Source organism: Bradyrhizobium sp., assembly GCF_035935975.1.
Lineage (GTDB): Bacteria > Pseudomonadota > Alphaproteobacteria > Rhizobiales > Xanthobacteraceae > Bradyrhizobium.
Window position 1 is genome coordinate 47,679 of record NZ_DASYWN010000055.1, and the last position, 14,695, is coordinate 62,373.

General features: G+C 64.5%; 9 protein-coding genes. 5 read left to right on the plus strand and 4 right to left on the minus strand.

Annotated elements, in window-relative coordinates; genetic code table 11:
- Nucleotides 1-36 precede the first annotated feature (36 nt).
- Nucleotides 37-1,257, minus strand: coding sequence for an amino acid ABC transporter substrate-binding protein (locus tag VGR99_RS33920; protein ID WP_326904304.1), 1,221 nt, complete (start codon nt 1,255-1,257; stop codon nt 37-39).
- 173 nt (nt 1,258-1,430) lie between these two features.
- Between VGR99_RS33920 and VGR99_RS33925 the strand changes: the two genes are divergently transcribed.
- Entirely contained in the window at nt 1,431-2,390 is a 960-nt protein-coding gene (locus tag VGR99_RS33925; RefSeq protein WP_326904305.1) for a helix-turn-helix domain-containing protein, read from the plus strand.
- A 2-nt stretch (nt 2,391-2,392) separates the two neighbouring features.
- On the opposite strand, the gene VGR99_RS33930 is transcribed toward VGR99_RS33925, so the two are convergent.
- Entirely contained in the window at nt 2,393-2,956 is a 564-nt protein-coding gene (locus tag VGR99_RS33930) for a helix-turn-helix transcriptional regulator (RefSeq protein ID WP_326904306.1), read from the minus strand.
- Between the two features lie 711 nt (nt 2,957-3,667).
- Here VGR99_RS33930 and VGR99_RS33935 point away from each other — a divergent pair.
- The 4 genes from VGR99_RS33935 (at nt 3,668) to VGR99_RS33950 (ending at nt 9,658) form a co-directional block, all read left to right on the plus strand.
- A complete protein-coding gene (locus VGR99_RS33935; RefSeq protein WP_326904581.1) occupies nt 3,668-5,659 on the plus strand; it encodes a TonB-dependent siderophore receptor in 1,992 nt (663 codons plus the stop codon).
- 58 nt (nt 5,660-5,717) lie between these two features.
- Nucleotides 5,718-7,007, plus strand: a complete 1,290-nt coding sequence (gene fsrB / locus VGR99_RS33940; RefSeq protein WP_326904307.1) for a siderophore utilization protein FsrB — start codon at nt 5,718-5,720, stop codon at nt 7,005-7,007.
- A gap of 98 nt (nt 7,008-7,105) precedes the next feature.
- Entirely contained in the window at nt 7,106-8,299 is a 1,194-nt protein-coding gene (locus VGR99_RS33945; RefSeq protein WP_326904308.1) for a hypothetical protein, read from the plus strand.
- A 543-nt stretch (nt 8,300-8,842) separates the two neighbouring features.
- Complete coding sequence (locus VGR99_RS33950) at nt 8,843-9,658, plus strand: hypothetical protein (RefSeq protein ID WP_326904309.1); 816 nt, start codon at nt 8,843-8,845, stop codon at nt 9,656-9,658.
- 209 nt (nt 9,659-9,867) lie between these two features.
- Here the strand turns inward: VGR99_RS33950 and VGR99_RS33955 are convergent, their stop codons facing one another.
- Together VGR99_RS33955 and VGR99_RS33960 are read right to left on the minus strand one after the other, a co-directional pair.
- The gene (locus tag VGR99_RS33955; protein ID WP_326904310.1) at nt 9,868-13,350 is read right to left on the minus strand and encodes an AAA family ATPase; all 3,483 of its coding nucleotides are present in this window, start codon (nt 13,348-13,350) and stop codon (nt 9,868-9,870) included.
- Nucleotides 13,350-14,630 (minus strand): DNA repair exonuclease, encoded by a 1,281-nt coding sequence (locus tag VGR99_RS33960; protein ID WP_326904311.1) that lies wholly within the window; start codon nt 14,628-14,630, stop codon nt 13,350-13,352. Before VGR99_RS33960 ends, VGR99_RS33955 begins: the two co-directional genes overlap by 1 nt.
- Between the last annotated feature and the right edge of the window lie 65 nt (nt 14,631-14,695).

Below are 14,695 nucleotides of genomic sequence, written 5' to 3' on the forward strand. Positions count from 1 at the left end.
GGGCAGGCCTCGTGACGCAAGGCCTGCCGGCCAGCCTTACTGCCACTGCGGCTTCGGCACGACCGGCGCACGCGCGCCCGGAAGCGAGGCGGGCGCCAACGCATAGAACTCGCCGCTCTGCCACTGGCCGACGCTCCAGACTTCCTGGAGCAACCCGTCCTTCAGCTTGATCTTGCCGATGATGGTGTCGAACGTGCCGGAGCGGATCTCGGCGGCGACCGCGGCGCGGTCCACCTTGCCAACCTTCTCGATCGCCTGCTGCAGCACCTGCAGGCTCGCATAGGTGATCGAGCTCGCCCAGCGATCCGGCTCCTTGCCGGTGGCCGCCTTGTGGCGGGCCAGATAGTCCTTGAGCTGCGGCGAGTCCGCGTTCCACCCACCGATCCCCATCACGCCGTCGCTGCCCGCGCCGAACTTGCCCTTGTAGAGCGGGAAGGCGGTACCGACGCCGACATAGAAGACCTTCGGGTTGAACTTCAGGAGCTGCGCCTGCTCGGTCAGCGCGATCGTATCCGGCGGATAGCTGAAGGCGACGAAGGTATCCGGGTTGGACGCGATCGCGTCCTTCAGCAGCGGCTGAAGATCCTGCGCGCCCATCGGATAGGTCTTGTCATAGGTCAGCGTGAAGCCGTGCTTCTTGAATGCCTCGCGGCCGGCGGCGGACAGCTCGATGCCGAACTGATCGGCGACGCTGACCATCGCGACGTTCGCGCCGATCTTGCCCTCGCTCTTGAGCTTGCCGAGCAGATCGGCCAGCCCCTCGGAGATCTGCGCGGAGGTGCCGAGCCAGAACGTCGCGTTCGACCAGCGCTTGGCGAGCTCCGGCGCCTTGTCTGTCACCGAGGTGACCGCAAGGTGCGGGTAGCCAAGACGGTTCAGCGTCGGGCCGACCGCAAGGTTGAGGCCCGTGCTCCAGGGCGGAAGAATGAAATCGACCTTGTCCTGGTTGGCGAGGCGCTCGATCGCCTTGACGGCTTCCTCCGAGCTGCTGCGGTCGTCGTATTCGACGATCTCGATCGGCAGCTTCTTGTCGCCGAGCTTGATGCCGCCGGCTGCGTTCACGTCCTTCACCCACAGCTCGTAATTGGGCAGGGTGGTGATGCCGGCACCGCCGGCATAGGGGCCGGTCTTGGAAATGGCATAGCCGATCCGGATTTTCTCCTGCGCATCGGCCGTGGGCGCGAAGGTCCCCAGCGCGGCGGTCAGAGCCGCAAGGCCGGTGACGCGCAGCAACGTTCGACGGTTCGCCGAATACATGTCGAGCCTCCCTTGTGTTTCACTCAAGCGATTGTTCGCAAGCGATGTGAGCGGGTCGTTTCCTCATCGCCCTGATTTCTTCGGCGCCGCTCCGTCAGAGCCGGCCGCGACCAGGGCTTGACCTAGCAAGCACCTCGGGGTTTGTTCGCACAATGGACAGATCCGGGGAAAGGTTGGACGTTTCTGGTCAGGCCGGCCAACTGCGTCGAGGGGTCGCGGATCCGCCGCCGGCACCGATGGCCGGCGCGAGCGGGGCTGCGCCCGTCGGTGCCGAGCTGATCGCGCCGCACTACGTTGCACGGCGCTGGATGCTGACGTCGAAATCCTCCCGGCCGTTCATTCATCTGCTCTGCCTTCATGGGGGAGCCGGAGCCGAGGTCAGCCATGCCGGAAAGACGATGGCCCTGGCGGGGCCTGCGATGGTGTGGCTGCCGGCGGGATCGGCCGACCATCTGGAGATATCGGCAGGCGCAACAGCCGAGCTTTTGCAACTGCGCGCGGGCGTGTGGCATCGCTATCTGCCGCCGTCGGCCGAGCCGGCCTATCTCGCCCTCGAGAGCGCGGGCGGCATCATGGCGCTTCCGGTCGAACCGGATCTCGCGACCACGATGTCGCGTTCAATTGCGGCGATCGCGGCCGAGATCGCTTCGCCCGCGCGCAGCGGCGCCGCTTCGATCATGTCGGCCGAGCTGACGCTGTGCGTGCTGCGTTTCTGGCGCCTGTTCGCCGGCGACGGCGAGCGGGACGAGGAGGGCAGCAGCGCCGAGATCCTGAGCCGCTTCCGCAGGCTGCTCGAGGAACGCTATCAGCAGCATTTGCGCGTCAGCGATTACGCCAAGCTCCTCGGCATGACACCGGATCGCCTGCACGCGCTCTGCAGCCGCGAACTGCAGCGCTCGCCGAGCGAATTGATCCAGCAGCGCGTCGTCAAGGAAGCTGCAGCGCGCCTGGAGGCGGGCACCGGCGCGGTCAAGCAGATCGCGTTCGCGCTCGGCTTCAAGGATACGGCGTATTTCAACCGCTTCTTTCGCAAGCACACGGGCGAGGCGCCTGGCGTCTGGCGGCGACGCGTGGCGGCGCGCGCCAGGACGGGACGATCGAGGCCGACGCTGAATTTTGCCGACTGGCCGTGAGTCTACGCCAGCTCGACGTCGCTCCCGCGCGTGTCGACGGGTGGCGCTTCGATCGACGCAGGACCTGCAACGAGGCTGTCGAGATCGACCAACAACAGATCGGCGATGTGGGTGAGCTGGTGCAGCGGGATGCTCAGCTCTCCGTTCTCGGCGCGTGAGACGAATTCGGGCGAGACGTTGATGAGGTTCGCGATCTGGCTCTCGGTGTAACCACGCGCCTCGCGCGCGGCCTTGACCTGCGCGCCGATGTGCTGACGGTGCAGGGCCTGCTCTTCCTCGGTCATCATCAGCGCCTGCTCGTCGAGGCTCGCAACGCCGTCCGCGAAGGCAACGCCGAGCAGTCTCCGCTTCTGCCAGGCGACGCGGCAGGCCTTGCGCAGGCCGTCGGCAAAGATCAGCGTGGCCTCTTTGGGGAACGCCAGCGACCAGTCGAGCTTCAGCCGTGCGCCGGTGCCTGATACGTCCGCGATGGTGCAGGGGATGCTGACGGTGCCCCTGGCGCCTTCAAACTCGATGATCCCGGTCCTCGCGGTGGATTGCCTGGTCGCAGCGCGCAATTCGCTCATGGACGTCGCCCCCGGATGCCCAGCACGCGCTGGGACAGAACGTTGCGGTGCGTGCCGCAACTGACTGAAATATCCCGTAACAGATTTTACCTTTCGGGTTCCCTACGCTCAATCAAGCGGCGAGGGCATGGTAAAGGATTCGTTGTCCGCGCCTGCCGTCGACGCCGCCGCTGTTGGCCTGTTCGGCCACTCGCGCCCTGCGCATCTAGAAAGATTCCAGATCCGGTGAAACATGCACGCCTGCGCGCGCGTGAGCGCATTCGCCGCACATGCCGTGCACCGGTCTGGAGACATTCTAACGCTGTTCCTATCGCACTCCGAAATCGGCTGCGTTAGGGCGAGGCATCAAAAACGGTACCGGCGAAGCCGGCAGTGCGTGGGGCCTCGACAGACGTGACGAACTTCCAACTTGCTGCGCGTTCCGACACGCGCATTCGACAGCTTCAGGCGCTTTTCCTTGGAGCCGCCAGCACATTCGCTCTCACCATTCCCTCTCTCGTCGTTCCCTTGGGTCCCGTGCAGGCACAGACACAAATTCCTTCTGTCACCGTTGATGCGCCGGCCCAGCGATCCCGCCCGGTGGCGGTCGCCGCGTCGCGACGGTCGACATCGACACGCGCCTCTCGCACCAACCGTCGTGCTCCGGCACAGCAGGCGGCACCGACACAGTCGGCCGCGAACGGCGCCACCGGTGAACGCGCCGGCGGACCTGTGCGCGGCTTCGTCGCCACGCGCAGCGGCACCGCCACCAAGACCGATACGCCGCTGATCGAAACCCCGCAGTCGGTCTCCGTCATCACCACCGACCAGATCAGGAACCAGGGCGCGGTCTCGATCGGCGAGGCGCTGCGCTACACCGCCGGCGTCAGCGGCGACGTCAACGGCGGATCGGATACTCGCTTCGGCGGCCTTCAGATCCGGGGCTTCGACATGACCATGCCGGGCCTCTACATTGACGGCTTGCGGATTCCGTCGAGCAATTACGTGCATTTCAACGGGCTCGATCCCTACGGCGCCGAGCGCCTCGAGGTGCTCAAGGGCCCGTCCTCGGCGATGTATGGCGGCAGCGGCACCGGCGGCCTGCTGAACTACGTGACCAAGCTGCCGACCGCGCAGCAGTTCGGCGAGGTCTCGGTCTCCGGCGGCAGCTTCAACCGCTATCAGGGCCAGTTCGACATGGGCGGCCCCGCCAACAAGGACGGCACCGTGCTGTGGCGCCTGACCGGCGTCGTCCGCGACGGCGAGACCCAGGTCGACTTCACCAAGGACAACCGCGTCTTCATCGCGCCCGCCGTCACCTTCAAGCCGAACGAGGACACGACCATCACGTTCCTCGCCAACTACCAGCGCGACCGGGCAGGGTGGGGCCTCCAGTTCCTGCCGGCTTCGGGCACGCTGTGGCCGAACAACGGCCGCACCATCCCGGTCTCGTTCTTCGCGGGCGTGCCGAGCTTCGATGCCTTCAACACCGAGATCGCGACCGCCGGCTACCAGCTTTCGCACGATTTCAACGACGCTCTGACGTTCCGGCAGAACCTGCGCTACGCCTATCAGCACAACGAGGAGAAGGTGTTCTACGGCGCCGGCTACACCAACGAGGCCGCAGGCGACTACGCCCGCGTCGGCAGCTACAGCAACTCGTACATCAACTCGTTTGCGGTGGACAATCAGCTCCAGGGCAAGTTCACCACCGGCTTCCTGCGCCACACCGTGCTGGCCGGTATCGATTATCGCAACAGCGACTTCCGCGACACCGCCTTCAGCGTCTCGACCTCGTCGCCGACGGTCAATGTGTTCAACCCGGTCTACAGCTATGACTGGGCCATCGGCGGCATGACCGACAACACCGGTGTCAAGCAGTCGCAGGTCGGGCTCTATCTGCAGGACCAGATCAAGCTCGGCCGGCTCTCGTTCCAGCTCGGTGGCCGCCAGGATTTCGTGACGACCAAGGTCAACGCCGATCTCGTCAACAGTTCGGCCTCGACCGACGCCTCGGCCTTCACCGGCCGCGCCGCCGTGATGTACAATTTCGACAACGGCATCGCGCCTTACTTCAGCTATTCGGAATCGTTCCTGCCGGTGCTGGCGGCGACGCCGAGCGGCGAGCTGCTCAATCCCGAAACCGGCGTGCAGTACGAGGTCGGCGTCAAATATCAGCCGCTCGGCTGGAACGCGCTGTTCACGATCGCAGCCTTCGACCTGACGCGCGACAACGTCGTCACCTATCCGCCGCCGAGCTACGCGGCCTCGCAGATCGGTCAGGTCAAGTCGCGCGGCGTCGAGCTCGAAGGCACCATGTCGCTCGCCGACGGCTGGAATCTGCGCGCCGCCTACGCCTATGTCGATGCGGAGCTCTCGCGCGATCCGGTCAATCTCGGCAAGGCGCCAACCACGGTGCCGCTCAACCGCGCCTCGCTGTGGAGCGACTACACGCTGCAGAGCGGTCAACTCACCGGCCTTCAATTCGGCGGCGGCATCCGTTATGTCGGCGCGACCTGGGGCGACGATGCCAACACGTTCAAGGTGGGTTCCTCGACCGTGCTGGACGCGCTGCTCGCCTATAGCCGTGACAATTGGCGGCTTTCGCTGAACGTGACCAACCTGACCGATTTGCGTTATGTCGCGGCCTGCTATGGCCTCGCGTCCGGCTGCTTCTATGCGGAGCGACGCAAGGCGATCGGCAAGCTGACGTACCACTGGTGAGTTCAAACCAAAGACCGTCCGGCGATGGGAAGCCGGACCTGCTGGATGAGAGACAACGATGAGAGCGATATTCGGCAGGCTGCATCGCTGGGCGGGACTGCTGACGGCCGGATTCCTGTTCTTCTCCGGCATCACCGGCGCGATCATCTCCTGGGACCATGAGCTCGACGACGTCCTGAACAGCCAGCTGTTCGACGTCACCAGCAAGGGCCCGGCGATTCCGTCAATCGAGCTCGCCAGTATGATCGAGCAGCGCGATCCCAGGGCGCGCGTAACCTACCTCTTCATGACGCCGGAGGAGGGGCACTCGTTGTGGTTCTTCGTCATGCCGCGGATCGATCCGGCGACGGGCAAGCGCTATCCGCTCGACTACAACCAGATCTTCCTCGATCCCAACACCGGCGTCGAGCTCGGCCGCCGCTATTGGGGCGCGGTGTGGCCGGTCACGCGCGAGAACTTCGTCTCGTTCCTCTACAAGCTGCACTACACCATGCACATCCCGGAGTTCTGGGGCAGCGACCGCTGGGGCATGCGCGTGCTCGGCATCATCGCCATCATCTGGACCATCGACTGCTTCGTTGGCTTCTATCTGACGCTGCCCTCGCGCCGGAGCAAGAAGGCCGCTCGGGTGCCGCAGGTGACGCGCCAGCTCGAACGCGGCTTCTGGGCGCGCTGGGCCCCGGCCTGGACCATAAAGACCTCGGGCAGCGCCTACCGGATCAATTTCGACATCCACCGCGCCTTCAGCCTGTGGACCTGGGGCGTGCTGTTCATCATCGCCTTCACCGCGTTCTCGCTGAACCTCTATTTCGAGGTGTTCTCGCCGCTGATGAAGATGGTGTCGAACTACACGCCGACGCCCTACGAGCAGCGGCCCTATCGCGATCTCGACGATCCCATCGAACCCAAGATGACCTTTGCCGAGATCGCCGCGCGCGCGGCGATCGACGGCAAGGCGCGGGGGTGGGCCGTTCCGGTCGGCGCGCTCAGCTACGGTCCGGCCCACGGCGTCTATGCCGCAGCCTACTTCCATCCGGGCGATGACCACGGCGCCGGCGGCGTCGGCCCGGCGCAGCTCTATTACGACAGCGAGGACGGCCGTCCGCTCGGCGAACGGCTGCCCTGGGTCGGCACCGCCGCCGACATCTTCGTGCAGGCGCAATTCCCGCTGCATTCGGGCCGCATCGTCGGATTGTTCGGCCGCATCCTGATCTCGATCATGGGCCTCGTCGTGGCCGCACTGTCGGTCACCGGCGTCGTGATCTGGTGGCGCAAGCGCCGCGCCCGTATCCGCGTGCGCGAGACCGCGGCCTTGCGCCTGAGCCGGCAACTGACGCCGGCGGAGTAGGGCAGGCCCTCCGCTCCCCGGCCGCCAACCCGTTCAAATAAAAGTTGTGCCGTGTCGAGGCTTTCCGTAAGGTTGTGGAGGCGGGCGCGACTGCGCAGGTGATCATTTGGCTGAACGTACTTTTCGGGGAAAGTACAATGACCACACCCTGTCCGTTTGACTCCACACAATTGACATTCGTCGGATCGCCGATCGATCAAGCGCGCTGCCTGCTCCGCACTGTCAAGCGGGCCGGCAATGTCGACGAAGCCAAAGCCAATCTGCCGCCGGTCCTGTCCGGCCTGCTCGCCAATCCCGCCGCTCTGGGGGTGACCAAGGCGCAGGTGAGATCGTTCCTCCAGACACAGGGGATAGCCGAGAGCACCGTCGGCGGCCCGGTGATGGATCGCATCTGCCACGCGAACGACGACAATCCGGCCGCACCGCTCGCGCGCTATTTCGTCATTCATGACACCAGCTTCAAACTGGACCCCGGAGAGGATTTCAATCCGGCATTCATCAACACGGCCGCCTGGTCTGGCAACAAGCTTTCAGGTCTTGCTGACGGCAGGACGCACATTTACATCACGCGTCTTGGCGAGACGCTGACGGACCGGGATTACGGCACGCCTTGGCGCGCGACCAGGTTCGAAAAGCCCAGTGTCCGTTTCAAAGGCTTGTTCCTGCATCACGAGCTGGTGCAGCCGCGCATGGGTCCGGACGACCATGATTTCGACTCGCCCGATCCCGGTTTCACGCCCGCCCAATATGCAAGGCTCGCGCTTCAATATGTCATCGCCGGTGTCAGGCGCGGCGCGTGGATGGTCCCGGTGTTCCACTGCGTATTGGACCTTGGTGTTGGCGACCACGACGACCCCCAACATTTCGAGCTCGCGGCCTGGGACGCCGCCCTCGGGACCATCCTTGCCGGAGTCCGCGCCGAACCGGTTGAGCTTGCCGCTCCCGCGATAGCGGGGATGGCCGCAGCGTCGGACGAAGGGACCTCGACGCCTGCGCGACGGACCAGGGCACGGAAAGCCGGAGCCTCGAAAGCGACGAAGAATGCCAGGTCGCGCAAGAAGGCGGCGGCATCGGCCAAGCGGAGGTCGGCCAAGACATCGGCGAGAAAGACATCGGTAAGCAAAACGTCAGCGAGGAAGGGTCCGGCGAAGAAGAAGCCGGCTGCCAAGTCGCGCAAGACAAAGTCGCGCAAGACGAAAGCGGCGCCGAAGAAGCGGAGCGGAAAATCAGCCCGGAAGGGCACCAGGAAGAGTGGCAGGAAGAGCGGCAAGAAGAGCTCGAAGCGCGCCTGATCGCCTCAAGCAATCCAGCAAATCTCAGGGGGGAGCATATGGCCAGATGTCCGTTTGCACGATGGATGCCCTTGCCCTGGAGCGCGGGGCAGTACACCGCCGGACCGTTCAGGATCATTCATCACACCACCGAAGGATCGACAGCAGCCGGTGCGTTCGACACGTATAATGACCCGCACGGCGGGCACGACATCCCGCACTTCACTGTCGACGACCAGTTCATCTATCAGCATCTCGACACCGAGGTTGCGGCACGAGCATTGGCAGTATCTGCGGCCGACGCCGAGCATCAGATTGTCGCGGAGACAGCGGAGCTGCCCGAGATGGCAGCCCGCGCCGTCCTTCAGGCCAAGCCGGAACGGGTAGGGCGCGCCAAAAAGGCGAAGGCAGCGAAGAAAGCCAAGGGGGTCAAAAAGGCTGTCAGGAAGGCTCCCAAAAAAGCGCAAGGCGCCCGCGAAGCGCGGCAGAAAAGGGGGGCGGTGAACCTTCTCGCACGGCACCGGCACAAAGACTGGAGATCGCTCCAGCCTTCCGGAATTCGCAATGAGATCGTTCGCCCTGCCGTGCCTGCTCGTCCTGGCCGCGCCCGCCCATGCCGCCACGCCCGAGCAGCACTATCTCGACCTGCGCGACCGCTACATCGCAAAATTCTCCAAGGCCAAGGAGAACGACGAGACCTATAAGCAGCACGACGCAGCGCTCAACGAGCTGACGGGCGTGCTGCGCGGCCTGGTGGGACCGGTCACGATCAAGGAGCTGCCGGCCGAGGGCAAGTCGAACGTCGACACGCTGTTCAAGGGCGATTCCGGCTTCGGCCATCTCGACGGCCTCGGCTTCGCCTCCGAAGGCGACAAGCTGCAGGCCGTGGTGACCACGACAGGGCTACTCAAGCACTGGCTCGTCGAGCACCGCGAAGACGGCATGCCGCAGGAGATCGGCGCGGCCTTCAAATCGGATCGCTTCTACTATTATGCGATCCAGGACTCCGCCTTCGCCAAATATGCCGAGCTGCCGATCACCAAGACCGCCGCCGCGAGCGCCGCAGTCGCCGTGCTGGGCGTGCGCGGCAATGGCGATCTGAAGGGGCCGCCGCATGAAATCGACGTGGTCGCGATCCAGGGCGACAAGGTCCTCTTCCTCGCCAGCAGCGCTGCCGTGAAGACCGCGGAGATCCCGGCCTGCGAAAAGGTCTGGAAGCAGATGATGGCGAAGAAGTCCCCGCAGGACGCCATGGCCAAGGAAGACCAGGCGATGGATGCATACACGAAGTGTTTTGCGAAGGAAGCGCCAAGCCAGGGCTGGTACGCGGCGGCGGTGAAAAAGGCGCAGAGCCAGCTGGAGCAGTTGCCGCTGCGCTAGCTGCTGCGCCTTGCTCTGTCATTCCGGGGGCGGCGAAGTCGCGAACCCGAAATCCATTACTTCGCCGGGTCCTCTGCCCGATGGGTTCCGGGCTCACGCCACGGGGAGCGTCCCGGAATGAAGGAGCTCGCCGCATGACAGCTTGGAACAGTCTGGTCTGTTCCTTTGAAGACCGTAGCAACGATGACGCCGTGAGAACGGTTGAGGCTTTAAGAAGCTATGCGCATCTCCGATCGGAGATCGTGAACGACCGCGGAAGGCGCGACGGTCTTGGCGATCTCACAGAGATGGCGATGATGGGTGAAATACACAACCTGACCTTGCGTAGCCATTCCGGATAGCAGCCGGAAGGCTTCCTCGGCGCGGAAATCGTCGAACGTCTCCATGATGTCGTCCGCGAGGAAGGGGGCCGGCGTATGCGCGCGGGCGAACTCGTGATAGCCCGCAACGCGCAGTGCCAGATAGAGCTGAAACCGCGTTCCTTTGGAGAGCTCGGAAGCAATCTTCGAGCTTCCATCCGCTCCCTTCGCAATCAGAAGCTCGCTACCGTTCGAAGGCTGGGTTACCAACTCGGCATATGCGCCGCGGCTAATGAGCGAGAAGGCCTCCGAAGCACGGGCCATCATCGAACTGCGATGCCGGTCCCGATAGGCCTGCAACGCGCCGTCGGCCGCGGCGATTCCGAGCTTGAGCCGAAGGTAGGCCCGCGCCCTGTCCTCGATCGTCAACAACAGCGTTCGCCGCGTCGCATCGATAAGCGCGACGGCGGCATCGCCGCCGACCGCGGCGATGCTGTCCTCGGCCTTGGCCTTTGCGGCAAACAGATTGCGGATCCGCTCGTCTTCGTTGCCGAAGCGCGATCTCCTTTCGGTCAATTCTGCTTCGAGCGCCGCTCGATCCAGCGTGTCGAGGATGGCCTCCGCTTCCTCGAAAGTCTCGAGCCCGATAGCTTTGAGCATCTCATCGCGCGCTTCAGTCAGGCGCGCCGTGAGTTCGGACCGGCGTGCGACGTAACGCAGGCACATGTCGACCTCCGTCAATGAGCCGACCTTGAAGCCATCCATCATCCGCTTCGCCTGAGCCTGGACTTGCGCAAGTTGCACGGCGAGCTGGCGAGCCTCGTCGTGTTCGGCCAAAAGAGCCGCCTCGGCATCTTGCCGGCGCTCCAGGGTCTTCGTCGCGTCGGCGACGCCGCTCACGACGGCCTGGTACAGTCCGAGAACATCGGACGGCCTTGGACTGAGCCCCATCGTTGCGGCAAGGGTTTCGACCTCCGCCCGGAACTGGATCTGGTCACGCTCCATCTTCGCGATCCGATCGGTCAGCCCGGCCATTTTCTCCAGCTCGGGACCCAGTTCGGCCAGCGCTTCCAGCGTCTCTCTCACTGTCGCGATGGTCGGCCGGCTCTCGTTCTCGCCCAGCCAGCATGCTGCGCAAGCCTGCCGCCATGCGGCGCTCCATGCACATTCCGTGGCCAGCGCCTCTTCGCGTTTCGTCTCGCGCGAAGTCAAGTCGCGTCGACGCTCATCGACCGCCGTCCGCAACGCCTTGGCGACGGCTTCGCGGTCGAGAGCGGTCTGGCCGGCAGCCAATAGCGCCTGGATGTCCGCGTCGTCCGAAAAAGCGACGCCCGCCGCGCACAGTGCTGTCGCGAGCCGCTCCCGTGCGGTCGCGACGTTGGTGAGCGCCTGCCGCGATTCACGCTCCGCGCCCATCAAGCGCGTGCGGAGCTCGATGGCCCGCTCGCGCTTCTGAAGCCAAAGCTTTAGCCCTGCGAGACCGATGCTCTCATCGAGACTCCCACCGATGGCACGAACGGATGCGGCGATGTCCGCGGCGAGCGCTTCCCGCTTCTGCAAACTCGCCTGAAGCAAGTGTCCGGCATGTTCGCGCCGTGTCCGGATTTCGGCACAATCCAATAGCGCCTGATTGAGTTCCGCCACGCTGCCGACATGGCTCAGGCGCTGCTCCGAGATGAGATCGAGCTTCCTCATCTCGGTTTCAAAGGTCGCGGCCGTCGTCGCATCCAGCCTGTCCTTGTGGGCGGCCCAGGCGGCTTCGCGTGCCGATCTGACTTCACCGACCTCCCGGTCGCTGATGGCGCCCGCGACGGAGGCGAGCGCCTCGCTCCTGCGCTGGAGCTGTAGCGCCTCTATGTCGAGGCGATCGACGTCCTTCTGCTGGAGAGCGATCTCTTGGGAGAGTTTCGCATCGGTCGACGTCCACGCCTCCAGTTGGTCCGGGCGGGCGACCTGGACCGTGAGAAGGGCGTCTCTGCCGCCTGTCCAAGGGTGTAACCCGGCTAGTGCGTCGTCAAATTCCTCGGATCGCTCTTGGCAGGCTCGATCCGCCGCACGCAGGCGCGAGGCGTCGTCGCTCTGGCGAGCTGTGCCGACTGCAAGGCCCAGGGCGCGCACCGCCGATTCATCAAGCGCGCGCCCGTCGTCCCCGAGCTTGGCCTCGGCGTCGGACAACTCGTCACGAGCCTTTGCAAGCTCCGTCTCGGCCCCGATGATCGCCGCTTCAATGCCGGATCGCTTCTCCATCAGATCGTGGAGCGGGCCAGTCTTCTCGGTCGACAGAATCAACCGCATTGGCGCCGGGTCCGAGTCCCGGTTGATGCGAGCCAGGATTCGCGACACCGTCTGCTCGGCGAGGCCCAAGGCCAGCTTGCGTTCAGGCAGGTCTTTTTCCGCCGTGACGAAGCGAGCGCGCATGTCCATGAGACCCTGGATGCGGTCTTGAAGGCTACAAGCTGCCTCGTTGACGATCGATTCCGCGATCGTACACTCCAGTCGCGCGATCTCATCGTCGATCGCCTGCGCCTGCGTCTGCAACTTCGTCTGCAGGGTCATCAGGTCGGGGAGGTCAGTCGCCCAAGCCGATGGCGCATCTGGCAGAGCCGCAAGCGGCTCGATCTCCGCGCGGAGCCTGCGAACCGCCTGGAGCCGCGGCAGGGCGTGCAGGAGCCGTCCGATCTCGTCAATCCGGGACTGCGTCCGTCCGCGCTGGATGACAGCTTCGTCGTAAACCGCGGCCGCCTGGTCGCGGTCGGAGACGAGTTGCGAGAACTCCGACGCGAGCGTGTCGATCTTGTCGCGCTCATCCTTTAGGGTGGCAAGCTCCTTCTTGAAGTCAGACAGCACGCCCGTGCGCTTGCCGGGCCGGAAGAAGGCGTCTGCTTCCTCTCGTACGGACGTGAGGCGCGCGCTCAGATCCGAAAGGCCCGCGGTCGCGGAGAAGAGAAGGGTGCCGAGATCGCCTTTGCTGGCGAGGATGTTCTCGCCGCCGGTCTCCAGCGTCTCATCGTCGAGGCAGAACATGGTCTGATAGGCGTTCCGGTCGAGTCCACCCAGCTCGCCGAGAAGCACAACTTCGGGAATGGGCCGGTCCGCGTCGTCGAGCAGGCTGTTTTGAGGCTTCTTGATACGCGAGACGTTGCGCAGGCCGGCGGAATGCTCGATCTCGGCCTCGATCCGCATGGTCGGATATGGGTGCAGGAAGTTGAGCTTGCTCTGCGTGGGGATGCCGTAAAGGAGGTCCATGACGGCCGACATCACCGTCGATTTGCCGGCCTCATTGGGCCCGTACACGATGTGCATGTCCGAGCCATCTGCGAGGCGAGCGCCGAAGTCGAGCACCGTATCCGTGAATTTGCCGTAACGCCTTAGGCCGAGCTTGCGTAGGCGCATCAGCGTGCTCCGTCTGGACCGCCCGCCGTCAGGCGCGCGAGGACCTCTTCCGAGCCCTCGTCGGACAATTGCCCGACGAGCAAAGCGAGACCGGTCTCATCCGGCGCAAGGACGCGCCGACACTCCGGAGGCAGCTGATCAAGCAGATTGTCGACGATGATTTGCGCCTGCGCGCGGAAGGCCTCGGACGCGACGATCTCGTCGGTCATGGTCCGGCGAAGCACCGCGAGGGGATCGGCGCTGTCGGCGGGATCGAAAATGGCCGCCCTTCGACAGTCGGTTTCGAGCTTCTCGATCCAGACATTGCCGATGGCTTCCGCGCGGCTCTCGGCTTCGGCGTGGAGAACATCTGCGTCGCGTCGGATAGTCCAAGCCAGCTGCGTCGCGCCGAAGACGGACACGCGTGCGACGAGATGATCGGATTTCGAGCGATCGGAGGCTTCGCCGAGCGCGCTCTCGATGCGGGTGGCGAGCTCGCGCCAATCCACCAATCCGGACGCGTCGACGGCCACCCGTTCGAATTGGGCCAGGCTGACGACGCGTTCGTCAATCGACAACGCCCCGTCGTCGAGGACGCTCACCAGCGTGACCGACTTTGGCCCACTTTCGCCGACGTCACGACCTTGCGGGATGCCCGGCATTACGATGGCGCAGGCTCCCTCGGTCGTGGACCGCTTGTGTATGTGTCCGAGCGCCCAGTACCGGAAGCCGAAACTGGCGAGATGGGCCGTACTGCACGGCGCGTATACGTCGTGCCCCGGCGCACCATCCAGGCTGGTGTGCATGAGTCCGATGTTGATCGCGCCCTCGACAGGTGCCTTGTATTTGCCGAGCAGGCTCTCCGGCGCCTGTGGTTTCGCGAAGCTGAGCCCATGCACCACGATCGGCCGCTCGCCACGATCCCGCGATATCTCGACGGCATCGGCCCGTCCGCCAAAGACGGTCACGCTGTCCGGAAGCACAAGTTCCTTGGTGATCTTCGACAAGGCATCATGATTTCCACGGATGATGAAGACGCGGACTCCTACAGCATGCAGTCGGCGCAGCTGCTCGGTTAGGAATCGCGCCGTCTTCATCGACGTCTGATCGCCATCGTAGAGGTCGCCGGCGAGTAGCAGCGCATCCACGCGCTCATCGAGACAGAGGTCGACGATGCGGACGAAGACCTGACGGCTAGCGTTGCCGATGAGTTCGGCGAGACCCGGATTTCGCAAAGCGAGAGAACGTAGCGGGGAGTCCAAGTGGATATCGGCTGCATGCACGAAACGGAAAGCCGACATTGAACGCACCTCATCAGTCCATCGAATCAGCAGACCTTACAGCATTCGGGCGGCTGAATCGTTGT

Coding starts and splice junctions, on each gene's coding strand:
- VGR99_RS33930 (WP_326904306.1), bottom strand. CDS start 2,956: ATGAGCGAATTGCGCGCTGCGACCAGGCAATCCACCGCGAGGACCGGG.
- fsrB (WP_326904307.1), top strand. CDS start 5,718: ATGAGAGCGATATTCGGCAGGCTGCATCGCTGGGCGGGACTGCTGACG.
- VGR99_RS33960 (WP_326904311.1), bottom strand. CDS start 14,630: ATGTCGGCTTTCCGTTTCGTGCATGCAGCCGATATCCACTTGGACTCC.
- VGR99_RS33920 (WP_326904304.1), bottom strand. CDS start 1,257: ATGTATTCGGCGAACCGTCGAACGTTGCTGCGCGTCACCGGCCTTGCG.
- VGR99_RS33950 (WP_326904309.1), top strand. CDS start 8,843: ATGAGATCGTTCGCCCTGCCGTGCCTGCTCGTCCTGGCCGCGCCCGCC.
- VGR99_RS33955 (WP_326904310.1), bottom strand. CDS start 13,350: ATGCGCCTACGCAAGCTCGGCCTAAGGCGTTACGGCAAATTCACGGAT.